16 protein-coding genes are annotated in these 14632 nt (G+C 65.5%); 5 read left to right on the plus strand and 11 right to left on the minus strand.

Annotated elements, in window-relative coordinates:
• Position 1 precedes the first annotated feature (1 nt).
• The gene (locus A5773_RS03485) at positions 2-811 is read left to right on the plus strand and encodes an SDR family NAD(P)-dependent oxidoreductase (RefSeq protein WP_067789435.1); all 810 of its coding nucleotides are present in this window, start codon (positions 2-4) and stop codon (positions 809-811) included.
• Here A5773_RS03485 and A5773_RS03490 read toward each other — a convergent pair.
• The 3 genes from A5773_RS03490 to A5773_RS03500 form a co-directional block, all read right to left on the minus strand.
• Entirely contained in the window at positions 808-1638 is an 831-nt protein-coding gene (locus tag A5773_RS03490; RefSeq protein WP_156659786.1) for an SDR family NAD(P)-dependent oxidoreductase, read from the minus strand. The two genes, A5773_RS03485 and A5773_RS03490, sit on opposite strands and share 4 nt — an antisense overlap.
• A gap of 19 nt (positions 1639-1657) precedes the next feature.
• Complete coding sequence (locus A5773_RS03495) at positions 1658-2506, minus strand: mycofactocin-coupled SDR family oxidoreductase (RefSeq protein WP_067263562.1); 849 nt, start codon at positions 2504-2506, stop codon at positions 1658-1660.
• A gap of 237 nt (positions 2507-2743) precedes the next feature.
• Positions 2744-3394 (minus strand): TetR/AcrR family transcriptional regulator, encoded by a 651-nt coding sequence (locus A5773_RS03500; protein WP_066958032.1) that lies wholly within the window; start codon positions 3392-3394, stop codon positions 2744-2746.
• A gap of 242 nt (positions 3395-3636) precedes the next feature.
• Between A5773_RS03500 and A5773_RS03505 the strand changes: the two genes are divergently transcribed.
• Positions 3637-4812: an acyl-CoA dehydrogenase family protein gene (locus A5773_RS03505; protein WP_067789464.1), complete on the plus strand. Its 1176-nt coding sequence runs from the start codon at positions 3637-3639 to the stop codon at positions 4810-4812.
• Here the strand turns inward: A5773_RS03505 and A5773_RS03510 are convergent.
• The 8 genes from A5773_RS03510 to A5773_RS03545 form a co-directional block, all read right to left on the minus strand.
• Positions 4809-5072, minus strand: a complete 264-nt coding sequence (locus tag A5773_RS03510) for a DUF4190 domain-containing protein (protein ID WP_066958034.1) — start codon at positions 5070-5072, stop codon at positions 4809-4811. The genes A5773_RS03505 and A5773_RS03510 overlap by 4 nt on opposite strands.
• Before the next feature lie 89 nt (positions 5073-5161).
• Positions 5162-5923 (minus strand): acyl-CoA dehydrogenase family protein, encoded by a 762-nt coding sequence (locus tag A5773_RS03515; RefSeq protein WP_082948077.1) that lies wholly within the window; start codon positions 5921-5923, stop codon positions 5162-5164.
• Positions 5924-5983: 60 nt separating this feature from the next.
• Positions 5984-7081 (minus strand): acyl-CoA dehydrogenase family protein, encoded by a 1098-nt coding sequence (locus A5773_RS03520; protein WP_067263548.1) that lies wholly within the window; start codon positions 7079-7081, stop codon positions 5984-5986.
• Positions 7078-7512, minus strand: a complete 435-nt coding sequence (locus A5773_RS03525; RefSeq protein WP_066958040.1) for a nuclear transport factor 2 family protein — start codon at positions 7510-7512, stop codon at positions 7078-7080. Before A5773_RS03525 ends, A5773_RS03520 begins: the two co-directional genes overlap by 4 nt.
• Complete coding sequence (locus tag A5773_RS03530) at positions 7484-8728, minus strand: amidohydrolase family protein (RefSeq protein WP_067789441.1); 1245 nt, start codon at positions 8726-8728, stop codon at positions 7484-7486. The genes A5773_RS03525 and A5773_RS03530 overlap by 29 nt, the downstream gene beginning before the upstream one ends.
• 3 nt (positions 8729-8731) lie before the next feature.
• Positions 8732-9055, minus strand: a complete 324-nt coding sequence (locus A5773_RS03535) for a hypothetical protein (protein WP_066958044.1) — start codon at positions 9053-9055, stop codon at positions 8732-8734.
• Positions 9039-10316 (minus strand): aromatic ring-hydroxylating dioxygenase subunit alpha, encoded by a 1278-nt coding sequence (locus A5773_RS03540; RefSeq protein ID WP_067263541.1) that lies wholly within the window; start codon positions 10314-10316, stop codon positions 9039-9041. The genes A5773_RS03535 and A5773_RS03540 overlap by 17 nt, the downstream gene beginning before the upstream one ends.
• A 5-nt stretch (positions 10317-10321) precedes the next feature.
• Complete coding sequence (locus A5773_RS03545; protein ID WP_067789446.1) at positions 10322-10852, minus strand: carboxymuconolactone decarboxylase family protein; 531 nt, start codon at positions 10850-10852, stop codon at positions 10322-10324.
• 434 nt (positions 10853-11286) lie between these two features.
• Between A5773_RS03545 and A5773_RS03550 the strand changes: the two genes are divergently transcribed.
• The 3 genes from A5773_RS03550 to A5773_RS03560 all read left to right on the plus strand — a co-directional run.
• Positions 11287-12585, plus strand: coding sequence for an amidohydrolase family protein (locus A5773_RS03550; protein ID WP_066958050.1), 1299 nt, complete (start codon positions 11287-11289; stop codon positions 12583-12585).
• 111 nt (positions 12586-12696) lie between these two features.
• Positions 12697-13863: an acyl-CoA dehydrogenase family protein gene (locus A5773_RS03555; protein WP_067263531.1), complete on the plus strand. Its 1167-nt coding sequence runs from the start codon at positions 12697-12699 to the stop codon at positions 13861-13863.
• On the plus strand, positions 13860-14632 hold a 773-nt coding region (locus tag A5773_RS03560; RefSeq protein ID WP_066958082.1), incomplete at its 3' end, for an enoyl-CoA hydratase/isomerase family protein. The genes A5773_RS03555 and A5773_RS03560, both read left to right, overlap by 4 nt.

Here is a 14632-nt window from a genome sequence, read left to right on the forward strand (position 1 = left end):
GATGGCAATTGATCCCTCGGACATCATGCTCACCGGCCGCGTGGCGGTGGTCACCGGCGGGGGAGCGGGCATCGGTCGCGGCGTCGCGGCCGGTCTCGCCGCCTTCGGCGCGACAGTGGCGATCTGGGAGCGCGACCCGCAAACCTGCGCTCAGGCCGCGGAATCCATTGGCGCCCTGGGCATCGTGACCGATGTCCGGGACAGCGGCCAGGTGGACGACGCGCTGCGGCGCACGAACGCCGAACTCGGCGCTCCGACGATCCTGGTCAACAACGCCGGAGGGGTGTTTTCGTCACCGCTGCTGGAAACCAGTGAGAACGGTTGGGATGCGCTCTACCGGGCCAACCTGCGCCACGTGCTGCTGTGCACCCAGCGCATCGCGAGGCAGCTGGTGTCGGCGGGCACCGGCGGCAGCATCGTCTCGGTGACATCGATCGAGGGCGTGCGCGCCGCACCCGGCTACGCCGCGTACGCGGCGGCCAAGGCGGGCGTCATCAACTACACCCAGACCGCGGCGCTCGAACTGGCGCCGCACGGCATCCGGGTCAACGCGATCGCGCCCGACATCACGCTCACCGAGGGGCTGGCGCAGCTCGGCGGCGAGGTGGCGCTGACCCGAATCGGCGATGTGGTGCCGCTGGGACGCCCGGGCCACGTCGACGAAATCGCCAGCGTCGCAGTTTTTCTCGCATCCAACATGTCGGCCTACCTGACCGGGCAGACTTTGCACGTCGACGGCGGCACCCACGCGGCGAGCGGCTGGTATCACGACCCGAAAACGGGCGAGTACCGGCTCGGCCCGTCCGGCTAGTGGTTCCACCCCTCGCCGGCCTGATCGGAGAAGGTGCGGTCGATGCGTTCGAACCTGCGGCGGATCGACGCGCGGGCGGCTTCGTGCGGAAGCACGTACAGACGGTTGGCCAGGATCGCATCCGCCGTCAACCGGGCGACGTCCTCGACGCCGACGCCCTCGTCCTGCGTCGGTAGCGTCCCGTCCGCCGCCTTCGGCGATGACGACAGCCCGTAGTCCGCCCCGCGGATCCGTTCCGAGTTCGAGAGCAGCTTGGTCTCCACCACCATCGGGCACAACACCGAAACGCCGATGCCGTTGTCCTTGACCTCGCGGGCCAGCGTCTCCGCCAGGCCGACCACACCGTACTTGGCGACGCCGTAGGCCCCGAGACCCGCGTTGGGAACCAGGCCGGCGAAGGACGCGGTGAACGCGAGGTGTCCGCCCGTGCCCTGTTCGAGCAGCCGCGGCAGGAACGCCTCGACGGCGTGGATGTTGCCCCACAGGTCGATATCGATGACCCAGCGCCAGTCGTCGTGGGTCATCTGCGCGATCGGACCCGCGACCACGATGCCGGCATTGCTGAAGACGACGTCGACGCGGCCGAGCAGGCGGAAGGATTCTTTCGCCAGGTGAACCATTTCGTGGAGATGCCGGACGTCGCATACCACGCCGTGCGCGTCGAATCCCTGGGCGCGCAGGTGGTTTACCGCCTGCTCGAGGCCCGGCTGATCGACGTCGGAGAGCACCACGCGGGCGCCGCGGCGGGCGAATTCGGTGGCGGTGGCCAAGCCGATACCGCTCGCACCGCCCGTGACGACCGCCCCACGACCTTCAAATCCGGCAATTCCATTCACGGACCGGATGCTACTTAAGGCAGCTACCCGCATCTATGGGCAGGGTCACGCCGGTGATGTAGCGCGACTCGTCCGAGGCGAAGAACAGCACGGCGTTGCTGACATCGATCGGCTCCACCCATGGAATCGGCATGGTGTGAAACAGCTGACAGATCGGCGCCATGTCGTCGGGACCGGGATTCTCCAGGTCCGGGCGGAACATCTTGAAGGTGCCCTCGTTGTGCAGCATCGGTGTCTTGACATGGGTGGGATGTACCGAGTTGACCCGAATCATGTGCTGCCCCAGCTCAACCCCGAAGGCACGCATCAACCCGACGACACCGTGTTTGGCGGCGACATAATGGCCGGTGTGGGGGTAGGCCTTCAGGCCGCCGACCGAGCTGGTCAGGATGATGGAACCGCCCCGGCCGCCCGACAGGAGATGCGGCACACCGGCTTTCACGGTTTTCCACACCCCGGCGAGATTGATGTCGATCATCTCGGTCCAGTCTTCTTCGCTGGTTTTGTCCAGGGTGTCGCCGCCGTTACCGATCCCGGCGTTGGCCACGATGATGTCGAGCCGGCCGAGTTGTTCGACGCCGCTGTCCACGGCGGATTTCAGCGCCGCGTAGTCGCGCACGTCGACCTCGGCGGTGACGATCCTCCGGTTGTGGCCCTTGACCAGGTCGGCCGTCTCGGCAAGATCCTCGGGCGTCGAGGCCGGGATCGCGGTGTCCGTCACTCCCTCGCGGATGGGCTTGCAGATGTCGATGGCGATGATGTCGGCGCCCTCTTGTGCCAACCGCACCGCGTGGCTGCGGCCCTGACCGCGTGCCGCTCCGGTGACGAAAGCGACTTTGCCCTCAACACGTCCGGTCATGGCTACCTCAACTCCTGACTAGTGATCGCATGCCTCAGCGTGAACAGCCGTTGCCGCATGCCCCGGCTTGCGCATCTCGCCGCCTTTGCACTTTGTCACCACCCGCTCGTGAGTGTCAACGACGAATCCGTTTTGGCTATTTGTGATTCTAAATATTAGAGAATCTGATTCTCATCGGCAAATGACGTGCGGTATTTGATCAGGTCCAGCAGGGGTGACGGCGCAGCGGGGTTCGCGCTAGCCGACGAAGCCGCGTGAGCAGAAATCCCATACCTCTTCGCTGGTAATGGGATGGATGGTCGCATCGTCGGAGCCGCCGCTGGATTGCGCGATGAACATCACGGTCTGCATGGTCATCGCAGCCATCCGCTTCGCATTGACGCCCGCGCGCAATTTGCCGGCGTCATAAGCCGCTTCCATCAACTCGGTGAGCAAAGCCAACAGGGGCGCATGCGCCACCTTGACCTCAGCGGGATGGGTCACCAGCAACCGTGGCGCAAAGTCGGTGAACAGCGGTCGCTGGGCGGTCGGATCCGGACGGGAGGCCTCATACAGGAGTTGCACGGCCACCTTCAGCCGCTCCAGCGGATCGGCCTGGCTTTCCGTGGCCGCGCGAATCTGGTCGGCGGACCGGCTCAGGGCGTCTTCGAACAGCGCCAACAGCAGCTCGTGCTTGCCGTCGAACTGCAGGTAGAAGCTGCGTAGCGACTGACGGGAGCGGTCGACGACCTCCTGCACGGTAAAGTCCGTGGAGCCCTTCTCGATGATGATGGCCTGCGCCGCGTCGAGGAAGCGCTGAACGCGTTGCGCGGCTCGCAATTTCGCCGTCTTGATCGACCTCTCGACGGCGCGCTGCTTCCAGGCCGGCTCTTCGCTTGGGCTGGTCACGGCCGGCTCAGCTGATTGCCGCGAGGGGAGAACATGATTGGACTGTACCGGAGAACGCCGTGACATCGCTGCGCTCGACCCCCTCACGGATCATGTGTCGGAGATTGTAACTTCCTCGCCATGAGAATACTATTCTCTTAGACGTGTGTTTGGAAGCGTAATCATAAGAGCGAACCGCGCGGTCGGCGGAAATCGTGATCTACCGACACCCGGCGGTGCTCACGACCGTCCCGGGGAGTCGCGTGCAGCTCACCTTTGACGCCGACGTCGAGGCGTTCCGTTCCGAATTCATCGCCTTCCTGGACGCGCACCTGCCCACCGGGGCCGAGGCGTTCGAGCGGCCACGCTCCAGTTCGCACGTGCCGCAATGGGCCCGACGCTGGCAGCGGCTGTTGTTCGACAGCGGATGGCTGCTTCCCGGCAACCCGCCCGAGTTCGGCGGACGCAACGCCACGCTGTTGCAGCAATACGTTTACTTGGAGGAGCTGGGGAGGCGGCGCATCTATCAAAGCTTCAATCCGCAAGGCGTGGGCATCATTGCGGCCTCGTTGCTGACCTTCGGCACACCCGAACAGAAGCAAGGTTGGGCGGTGCCGATTCTGCGGGCCGAGATCACCGCGGCCCTGGGAATGAGCGAACCTGGAGCGGGCTCGGACCTCGCGTCGCTGAAAACGCGTGCGGTGCTTGACGGTGATCACTTCGTGGTCAACGGGCAGAAGGTGTGGACGTCGGGCGCCCACGATGCCGACGTGCTGCTGACCTTTGTGCGCACCGATCCAAAGGCGCCGAAACACAAGGGTATTAGCGTGTTGCTGATCCCGACCGATACACCGGGCGTCGTGCGACGCCCGTTCGCGTCGATGTGCGACAGCGACGAAGTCGACTTCAACGAGGTGTTCTTCACCGACGCGCGGGTGCCGGCCGAGAATCTGGTGGGCGAGCTCAACGGGGGGTGGCGGGTGGCCACCGGCTCGCTGGGACACGAACGCGATATGCTCTGGATGGGATACGTCGACCTGTTGCACGAATTGAGCATCGATTTCCGCCCATCGAGCGCGCTGGAGCGAGATCGCTACGCCACCCTGGTGATGGACGCCCACGCGCTGCGGCTCCTGGGGTCCGCGGCGTTATCGCGGGCCGCTCGCGGTGAAGAGGATGTACCGGCCCAATCGGTGCTCAAGCTGCTGGGATCCGAAGCCCTGCAACGGGCGTCCGAGGATGCGCTGGACGCCGCGCGCGCGGACGGGTTGGTGTACCGGGCGGTGACCGCTCCGTTCGCCCCGCTGAACCTCGACAGCCATTACCGCAGCTGGTTCGACCGATACGCGCGCAGCTTCGCCGCGACGATTGCGGGCGGCACGTCGGAGATTCAGCGGAACATCATCGCCGAGCGCGTGCTGGGGTTGCCCCGGAACTAGCGGGCGTCCCGCCACGCGTAGTACCCGATCACGACGAGCCCGGCCGCGATCGATACGGCCCCTAATGCCATGCCCGCCAGCGCGATTCGCGGATTGTTCGCTTCGCCTCGCTGCACGCGTCTGCGCGCGATATCGCCCGTGATCACCGCCGCAATGCCGAAGGGCACCCCGATCAGCATCCAGCACGTCAGGAGCGCGACCAGGCCCACGAGCAGTGCAGCGACACCCATCTCGTTTCGTGGTTGCTCGGGTTGACTCATCGCGTCCCATCCTCCTGGCGGCCAGACGGAGTCTACGCGCCGGCTTTCCGGTCCTCCGGCGGCGAGCGTGGCGGCGGGGCGTGGGCGGGCTAGAGCTCGGCGAGACGCGGCGCAAACCGCTTATCCACCAAGACTTTTCCGGCCACCCGAGTGAGCTCCTGTGCGTTGCCCAGCAGTCCGTCCAGGATCAGGGACCGTTTGACGTGGTGATGTAGTGGGTGCTCGGCGGTGAAGCCGATTCCGCCGAGCACCTGCTGACAGTGGCGGGCGGCGGTGAGCGCGGCCTGGCCGGCGGCGGCCTTGGCCAGCAGGGCGGCCAGGCCGTCGTGATCATTTGATTGCGCGGCGACGTGCTGGGTCGCCTCGGCGCCCTCGATCGCTACGAGCGTCTCGGCCAGCCGGTGGCGGATCGCCTGGAACGAGCTGATGTGCCGCCCGAACTGGACGCGGTCGAGGGCGTGCTGGCGCGCCAGCGCGAGCATGGCCCGGCTGGCGCCGACCAGCCACCAGCCCAGGGCCCGCCGTCCCGCATGCAGCGCGGCCGGTGGCAAAGAATTCCCTTGTGGCACCCGGTGTATCGGCAGCGACTCGTCGACCGCCGAGTTCGCGCCCGTGTCGCCTCGCTCCCATATCACCCAGGAGCTTCCGGCGAACGGTAGCGGCAGGGTGTCCCCCGGCGCGGTACCGCTCTCGCGTAACACCACGTCGTTGAGCACCGGCGCGTGCGCGCCCGTCTCACCAAGCAGGCGGAACACCAAAGGCACGGCAACGTCGGGTATTTCGTCCAGCATGTCGCGCCAGCCCAGGTCGGCCAGCGCTACGTCGAGCTTAACCCCCGATGCGGCCGTCATCGTCGTCCGCAGCGAACCTTCGAGCAGTCGCAGCGACTCAGGATCCGTCGACTCCACGGTTCACTCCTTCCCGAGGTCGAGTAGCCGGCGAGCGATGATGTTGCGCTGGATTTCCGCGGTTCCGCCGTAGATGGTCGCCGCGCGCGAGTACAGGTATTCCGCGCGCCACGGCGTGTCGTCCAGCTCGAGCGCCCCGGGCAGCAGGTCCCGGACGGTGTCGTAGAGTCGCTGCTCTGCGCCGGCGAGCAGCACCTTGTCGATGGACGTGTCGGCTCCCAGTCGGGCCCCGTCGCGCAGCCGATGCTGGGTGTCGCGGGATCGGCAGCGCAGCGTGTGCAGTGCCAGATAGGCTGCGCCAAGCTCAGATTCGTTCGGCTCGCCGACGTCGGACGCCTGCGCGATGAGTTCGTCGAAGCGGGAGTACAGGTACGCGATCCGCTGCCAGAAGCAGGTGGACCGTTCGTAGGGGAGCAGGTCCATGGCGAGCCGCCAGCCGTCTCCCGGCCGGCCGAGCATCCGGCTCCCCGGGATCACCACGTCCTCGTAATAGACCTCGCAGAATTCGTCGACCCCATGCATCGTCCGGAGCGGCCGGATGGTGATGCCCGGGGTGTCGAGGTCGACGAAGAAGGCGGTGATCCCGTCGTGTCCGGGTGCGGTGCGGGTGAGCAGGACGCAGCGCGTCGAGAACTGCGCGAAGCTGGTCCAGACCTTCTGCCCGTTGACGATCCAGTTCTCGCCTTGCTGCGTTGCGCGGGTGGTCAACGACGCCAGGTCGCTGCCTGACCCCGGCTCGGAAAAGCCTTGACACCATTGCTCTTCGCCGCTCAGCAGCCGCGGCACCATTTCGGCGGCAAGCTCTGGGGCCGCGTAATCGATCATCGTGGGTGCGAGCACCTCGAGCATCGAATAGGGTCCGGGTTCGGCGAGGCGGCGACCGACCACCTCTTCGCCGACGATCGCGCGCAGCACGGCGGGACCACCCAATCCACCGACCTCGGTGGGCCAGCCGTAGCGCATCCAATCGGCGTCGTAGAGTGCGCGGCTGACCCGGGCGAACTGCCGCATATGGCCCTGCAGTGAGTGGTCGGGGCCTGGGGTCAGGTCATTGTCGTCGAGCCACGAGCGCAGACCGGCCCGGAACTCCTCGACATTCACGGCGTGGGACGGCCGACGGCGTGCGGGCGCCCGGAGTCGTGCACGCCGCTGCGGCGAATGAACGTCATGGCGCGGGTTTTCAGCCGCCAGCCGTCGGTGGTCCGGGAGTAGGTGTCGCGGTAGTAGCCGATCCGCATGTCGTGGGTGGCGCCGTCGATGAAGCACAACGGCTGGGTGCCGCTCGCCGAATCGCCGTCGATGTTCTCGATCAAGGCAGTTCCGGTGAGGAACAACCCCTTTGGAGCCGCGGCCACCAATTCTGGGAATCTGTCCAACTTGTACGTGGACCCGAACGCGCTGTATGTCCCGTCCGGGGTGAAGACGCCGATCAGCCCGTCGATGTCTTCCTGGGTGATGGTCACCGCGTAGCGGGCGAGCAGCTGCTGGATCTCGACCAGGTCGTCAGTTCGGGTTGGCTGATTTGTCGACATAGACCTTGCCGCCTTTCATGACAAAGCTCACCTGCTGGGTAACGGTTATGTCTTCCAAGGGGTTTCCCGGCACCGCGATGATGTCGGCAAGCTGCCCGGCTGCGATCCGCCCGCGGTCCGTCGAGTTGATCAGCTCGGCCGCGGTCACCGTCGCCGCCCGCAAAACCGCCAGCGGCGGCAGGCCCCAGTTGACGAGGGTGACCAGCTCGTCGGCGTTGCGTCCGTGCGGGATCGCGGGCGCGTCGGTGCCGACGGCGATCTTCACGCCGGCCTGGTAGGCGGCCAGGATCGAAGTCCTGGCCTTCGGGAACATCTCGGCCGCCTTGGCCTGCAGCTCTGGCGGAGCGTGCGAGACGTCCATCGCATCGCCATCGGCCAGGCGCCGGGTGCTCACCAGAAAGGTGCCGTGCTCGACCAGCGACGCGATCGCTTCGTCGTCGATCAGGAAGCCATGCTCGATGCAGTCGATGCCGGCCGCAACGGCATGCTTGACCGCTTCGGCGCCGTGCGTGTGCGCCGCGACGCGCAGCCCACGTCGGTGGGCCTCATCGACGATCGCGCACAGCTCCTCATCCGAATAGTGTTGCGCGCCAGGCGGACCGGTCAGTGACATCACCCCGCCCGAACAGCAGACCTTGATCAGCTCGGCGCCGTGTTTGATCTGGTAGCGCACCGCCTTGCGGATCTCGTCGATGCCGTTGGCGATCCCTTCTTCGACGGTCAGCTCGAGGGCGTGGGGCGCGAACGCCGCGAACATCGTCGGGTCCAGGTGGCCGCCGGTCGGCGTGATGGCATGCCCGGCCGGCACCACGCGCGGACCGTCGATCCAGCCGGCATCAATGGCCTTGCCCAGCGCGACGTCCAACAGGTAGCCGCCGGTCTTGACGAACAGGCCGAGGTTGCGCACGGTGGTGAATCCGGCGCGCAACGTGCGCCGCGCATTGCCGACCGCGCGCAGCACCCGCGTCGGCGGATCGTCCTGAACCTGGGACAGGCCGGGTTTCTCCCCGCGGCCGCCCATCAGCAGGTTGACCTCCATGTCCATCAGCCCGGGCAGCAGGATCTGGTCGCCGAGATCGATGACCGAGTCTTCTGGGCCCGGGGGACCTGAGCCCCCGACGCCGACGATCCGGTCACCCTCGATCTGCACAACGCCGGGGGACACGATCTCGCCGGCGTCGACGTCGAGCAGCCCGGCCGCCTTGAGGGTCAACACCGGTTAAATCACCGGTTCCCGGATGCACTCCACCCAGGCCGCGCCGCTGTCGGGCACCCGGGCCTGTTTCCACGCCTCGATCGGAAACGACACCATCACGAGCGACTGCATGATGTGCATGAGAGTCCTCGCGTCGTCGGGCAGATCGTCCAGCGGGTATTTGTCGCAGTACTCGATGGCATCGTTGAGGCGCGGGAACGCGACGTCGTAGAACGCCTGCATCTCGGCCATCGTAGAGGCCAGCCGCTTGGCGTAGCGCTCCGGCTCGGTGGCCAGGTCCCAATCCAAATACGGCTGCAGGTCCGCGAATTCAGACGGTAACGCCATTGTTCTGGTACTCCTTCACGTAATCACCGGTCGTCTTGTGCAGATGGCGGATCAAGACCTCCTGATCGCACAGCAAGAATTCCTTGACGGCCCGGGTGCCGATCATGGTCTGGGTCGCCTCCAGCGTGTTGGCGTCTTGTAGCGCGTACTCCTTGAAGGTTACGGCGGCCAACTCCTGGGCCAGGCGTTCGCGCGCGTTGCGCGGCGGGACGAAGTACAGCGTGCACTCGAAGATGTGCTTGTCGACGGCGGTCGGCCAGTAGTGGTAGGTCAGGAACCAGCCCGGCTCCCAGATCAACAACATGAAGTTGGGGTAGAAGAGCCATGAGTCGATGCCCCACTGCGGCACCCGCTTCACGTTGACACCCGGCGGCAGCTCCAGCTTCTCGATGATCTCCGGCTTATCCCAGGGACCGAACAAACCGCTGCGCAACACCTGGTCCATCGGCTTGACCATGGACATGTCCGGGGGCGGCGCCTGACCGCCCCAGGTCGACTGCAGACTGTGCGGGCCGGCCACCTCGTAGTGCAGCGCTTCATACCCGAACTTCTGGATCTTGGCGGCTTCTTCCTTGGTGTACTGCCCCTGGTGCAGGATCGGCGCGTGGTAGAACTCGACGAACGCGTCGATGAACAGTTTCCAGTTGCTGCCGACCTCGGCCCGGTAGGAGTAGGTCTCCGTCATCTCGCCGAAGGGGTAGCCCTCTATGCTCTTGGCCAGCGGCCCGAGGTAGTCGATCAGCGGCGCCGCGTTGTCGTCGAAGTTGATGAAGATGAAGCCTTCCCACACCTCGCAGCGGACGGGCGCCAGGCCGAATTTGCTCTTGTCGAGGTCGAAGAACTCTTCTTCCTGTTGGACGAACGTGAGGTCACCGTCGAGGCTGTATCGCCAGGCGTGGTACTTGCAGGTGAACTGCCGGCAGGTGCCGGAGGTCTCCTCGGTGGGAAAATCGTTCCACACCAACTTGTTTCCGCGGTGGCGGCAGACGTTGTGGTACGCCTTGACCGCCCCGTCCTTGGTCTTGGTGATGATCACCGACGTGCCCTTGCCGGCCGCCGGCAGTTCTCTGGTGAAGTAGCTGCCGGTACGCGGCAGTCGCTCGACCCGGCCGACGTTGAGCCAGGTCTTCCTGAAGACGGCGTCGCGCTCGGCTTCGAAGAAGGCCGGATCGATCGAGTCGGTGTAATCGACTGGCGCCGTGCCGAGGTCGGGGTAATTTTCAGTCCAGCTGCCTGCGGCCGGCTTGGGGAAGTGGGGCACCTTATCTACCTCTCTTGATGGTCCTGATCGGCGTTCTCGAGCTGTACGCCAAAAGTGTTGAAGGCCATGGCCAGCAGGGCATAGCAGCCGACCGTGAAGACGAAATCCATCCGCTGCTGATCGTTGAGGCGCTCGCCGAGCGCGGCCCAGGTCTCGTCGGACAGCTGTGATTTCGCCTCGAGCTCATCGACGCCGGCGATCACCGCGCGATCAAACTCGTCCGCGGACTCGCCTCGTTCCACCGCGGCGATCTCGTCGTCGGTGATTCCCGCGTCCTTGGCCATGCGGACGTGGTGAGACCACTCGTAGGCGCATTCGCGACGATGTGCGACCCGCAGGATGGCCAGTTCTCGGATGCGCACCGGCAGCGTGGACGAGGTCAAGAGGTGAACGTTGAACCGCAGAAATGCCTTGGCCAGCGCCGGGTGGTGGGCGAGGGTGCTGAGCGCATTGTTGGTCTCCGCGCCACGCATTGCCGAGAGTGCCTTCTGGGTAACCTCGTCCCACTGATCAGCCGGCAGCGGCGGCAACCGCATCGGCGCTCTCCTCTCGCTCTCCTCCGGGCCACCTCTCGGCCAAGGAGAATCATATTCTCATTTCTAACCAATAGAGTTGCACGAAACGCTCGGCCGGTCAATGCTGGCCGGCGGGGCCGCGCCCGGCACCGGCGCCGTGCGCCCGCCCGGCCGGCGGAAACAGCCGCCTGCCAGCAAGAACGTCGTCGGCGATGCCGGAGTCCTGCGCGACGCGGGCAGTCGCCGCAGCGCATAGTCGCTCGGACGCGGGCAAATTACGGGCACGCTCCGGCGTTTGTCAGCCGATGAACACCGGCCGCGGCGTCCGCTGGATGTTGATTCTCGCTTGGCGAGAAGATAGTTTTCATTTTAGTGATCTTGGCACGGGACAGCGATTCGCCGAGGCTGCGTGGGAGCGGAATCGAATAGACGAACCCGACGGAAGGGCAACGGCCATGAACAAAGAAGACATGATCCTGATCAGCGTCGACGACCACACCGTCGAGCCGCCCGACATGTTCAAGAACCACCTGTCGAAGAAGTACCAGGACGACGCGCCGCGGCTGGTGCACAACGCAGACGGCTCGGACATGTGGAAGTTCCGCGACACGGTCATCCCGAACGTGGCATTGAACGCGGTCGCCGGACGGCCGAAGGAGGAGTACGGCATCGAGCCGACTGGGCTCGACGAGATCCGGCCGGGTTGTTACAACGTCGACGAGCGCGTCAAGGACATGAACGCCGGCGGCATCCTGGCCTCGATCTGCTTCCCCTCCTTCCCGGGCTTCGCCGGGCGGCTGTTCGCCACCGACGACCATGATTTCTCGATCGCGCTGGTGCAGGCATACAACGACTGGCACATCGACGAGTGGTGCGGCGCCTACCCGGCGCGCTTCATCCCGATGGCGATCCCGGTGATCTGGGATGCGGAGGCGTGTGCCGCCGAGGTGCGCCGGGTGTCGAAAAAGGGCGTGCATGCGCTGACCTTCACCGAAAACCCGGCCGCGATGGGCTATCCCAGCTTCCACGACGAGTACTGGAACCCGCTGTGGAAAGCCTTGGTGGACACCGACACCGTGATGAACGTGCACATCGGTTCCTCGGGCCGGCTGGCGATCACCGCGCCGGATGCGCCGATGGACGTGATGATCACACTGCAGCCGATGAACATCGTGCAGGCCGCCGCGGACCTGCTCTGGTCGCGGCCGATCAAGGAATACCCGGACCTGAAGGTCGCGCTGTCCGAGGGCGGAACAGGCTGGATTCCCTACTTCCTGGAGCGCGCGGACCGGACCTTCGAGATGCACTCCGCATGGACGCACCAGGACTTCAAAGGCAAGCTGCCCAGCGAGGTCTTCCGTGAGCACTTCCTGACCTGCTTCATCAGCGACAAGGTCGGCGTGGCGCTGCGCAATATGATCGGCATCGACAACATCTGCTGGGAAGCCGACTACCCGCACAGCGACTCGATGTGGCCGGGCGCGCCGGAAGAGCTATGGGATGTGTTGTCCCTCAACGACGTTCCGGACGACGAAATCAACAAGATGACACATGAGAACGCCATGCGCTGGTACTCGTTCGACCCGTTCACCCACATTTCGCGCGAACAGGCGACGGTCGGTGCGCTACGCAAGGCCGCCGAGGGGCACGACGTGTCCATCAAGGCGCAGGGCCACGAAAAGGATGGCCGGGGCGGCTCGTCCTTCGCGGACTTCGCGGCTAATGCGAAGGCCCTTTCCGGCAACAAGGACTGAGGGTCCCCCGGTCCCGCGAGCAGACGCAAACTCGCATGACTCCGGTCGCGATTATGCGAGTTTGCGTCTGCTCGCGCTGAAAGAGGAGGCGGCGCAATGTCCAGCGTCGGAATGAACTTTGAGCTGACTGACGATCAGGAGCTGATCCGCCGGTCGGTCGCCGAGTTGGCGCGCAAGTTCGACGACCAGTACTGGATGGAAAAAGACCAGGCGCACGAATTTCCGACCGAGTTCTACGACGCCATCGCTCAGGGTGGCTGGCTGGGCATGACGATTCCTCCGGAATACGGTGGCCACGGCCTCGGAATCACCGAAGCCACCATCCTGCTCGAGGAGGTCGCCAAATCCGGCGGCGCCATGAACGCCGCCAGCTCGATCCATCTGTCCATCTTCGGCATGCAACCGGTGGTGGTGCACGGCTCCGACGAACTCAAGGCGCGCACGCTGCCCAAGGTCGCGACCGGCGAAGTGCACGTCTGCTTCGGCGTCACCGAACCTGGCGCCGGACTGGACACGTCGCGAATCACCACCTTCGCCAAGCGCGACGGCGATCGCTACATCGTCAACGGCCGGAAGGTGTGGATCTCCAAAGCGATGGAGTCCGACAAGATCCTGCTGCTGACGCGTACCCAGTCATATGAGGAAGTCACCAAGAAGACCGACGGGATGACGTTGTTCATCACCGACCTCGACCGCAGCAGGGTCGACATCCGCCCCATCCGCAAGATGGGCCGCAACGCCGTCAGCTCCAACGAATTGTTCATCGACAATCTCGAGGTGCCCGTCGAGGACCGAATCGGCGAGGAAGGCAAGGGCTTTCAGTACATTCTGGACGGCCTGAATCCGGAGCGGATGCTGATCGCCGCCGAGGCGCTCGGCATCGGCCGGGTGGCGCTGGACAAGGCGGTGAAATACGGCAACGAGCGTGAGGTGTTCGGCCGGCCCATCGGCATGAACCAGGGCCTGCAGTTCCCGCTCGCCGACTCGCTGGCACGCCTGGACGCCGCCGAGCTGATGTTGCGCAAGGCCACCTGGTTGTATGACAACGGCAAACCCTGTGGGCGCGAGGCGAATACGGCGAAATACCTGTGCGCCGATGCTGGCTTCACCGCCGCGGACCGGGCGTTGCAAACGCATGGTGGTATGGGATACGCGGAGGAATACCACATCACGCGCTACTTCCGCGAGGCCCGGCTGATGAAGATCGCGCCCGTCAGCCAGGAGATGATCCTGAACTTCCTGGGATCCAACGTTCTGAAGTTGCCGAGGAGCTATTGACCGCGCCCGGCGACCCCGTGCTGCTGTCGGAAGACCGCGCCGGAGTACGCACCCTGACCCTCAACCGTCCGCGCCGTAAGAACGCGATCAACCCCGAACTCTGGGTTGCGTTGCGCGACGCGCTGCACGCCGCCGGTCACGACCGCGGCGTGCGCGCGCTCGTGCTCGCCGGCTCCGGCGGCAGCTTCTGCTCCGGTGCCGACATTTCGGTCCCCGACGACATTCATCCGAATTACAAGCTGCAGCGGCTGACTGACGTCGCGCTGGAGCTGCACGAGCTTGCGATACCGACGATCGCCAAGGTGGCCGGAGTGGCCGTCGGGGCGGGCTGGAACCTCGCGCTCGGATGCGACTTCGTCGTCGCCACGCCGGAATCGACGTTCTGCCAGATCTTCTCCAAGCGGGGTCTGTCGATTGACCTCGGTGGTTCCTGGTTGTTGCCCAAACTCGTTGGCCTGCAACAGGCGAAGCGGCTCGCGCTGCTCGCCGAGACGATTGACGCCGGGGAGGCGTACGCGCTGAACCTGGTGACGTGGGTGGTGTCGGCGGCGGAGATCGACTCCTTCGTCGACGATCTCGCCGACCGGCTGGCGGCCGGTCCGCCGATCGCCCTCGCCCACACCAAGGCTCTGCTGAACGAGGGAGCCGACAGCACCTTGCGCGACGCGCTGGCCAACGAGGCCCGCGCTCAGGTGGGCAATTTCGCGACGGCGGACGCGGCCGCGGCGTATGCCGCTTTCGCGGAGCGGCGGGAGCCGTCGTTTACTGG

Source organism: Mycobacterium sp. 852014-52450_SCH5900713 (assembly GCF_001667075.1).
Taxonomy (GTDB): domain Bacteria; phylum Actinomycetota; class Actinomycetes; order Mycobacteriales; family Mycobacteriaceae; genus Mycobacterium.

Excerpts from the sequence above, each read along its gene's own strand:
- A5773_RS03535 (WP_066958044.1), bottom strand. The coding sequence starts at position 9,055 with ATGGCGTTACCGTCTGAATTCGCGGACCTGCAGCCGTATTTGGATTGG.
- A5773_RS03545 (WP_067789446.1), bottom strand. The coding sequence starts at position 10,852 with ATGCGGTTGCCGCCGCTGCCGGCTGATCAGTGGGACGAGGTTACCCAG.
- A5773_RS03510 (WP_066958034.1), bottom strand. The coding sequence starts at position 5,072 with ATGAGTCAACCCGAGCAACCACGAAACGAGATGGGTGTCGCTGCACTG.
- A5773_RS03515 (WP_082948077.1), bottom strand. The coding sequence starts at position 5,923 with ATGACGGCCGCATCGGGGGTTAAGCTCGACGTAGCGCTGGCCGACCTG.
- A5773_RS03525 (WP_066958040.1), bottom strand. The coding sequence starts at position 7,512 with ATGTCGACAAATCAGCCAACCCGAACTGACGACCTGGTCGAGATCCAG.
- A5773_RS03550 (WP_066958050.1), top strand. The coding sequence starts at position 11,287 with ATGAACAAAGAAGACATGATCCTGATCAGCGTCGACGACCACACCGTC.
- A5773_RS03555 (WP_067263531.1), top strand. The coding sequence starts at position 12,697 with ATGAACTTTGAGCTGACTGACGATCAGGAGCTGATCCGCCGGTCGGTC.
- A5773_RS03495 (WP_067263562.1), bottom strand. The coding sequence starts at position 2,506 with ATGACCGGACGTGTTGAGGGCAAAGTCGCTTTCGTCACCGGAGCGGCA.
- A5773_RS03485 (WP_067789435.1), top strand. The coding sequence starts at position 2 with ATGGCAATTGATCCCTCGGACATCATGCTCACCGGCCGCGTGGCGGTG.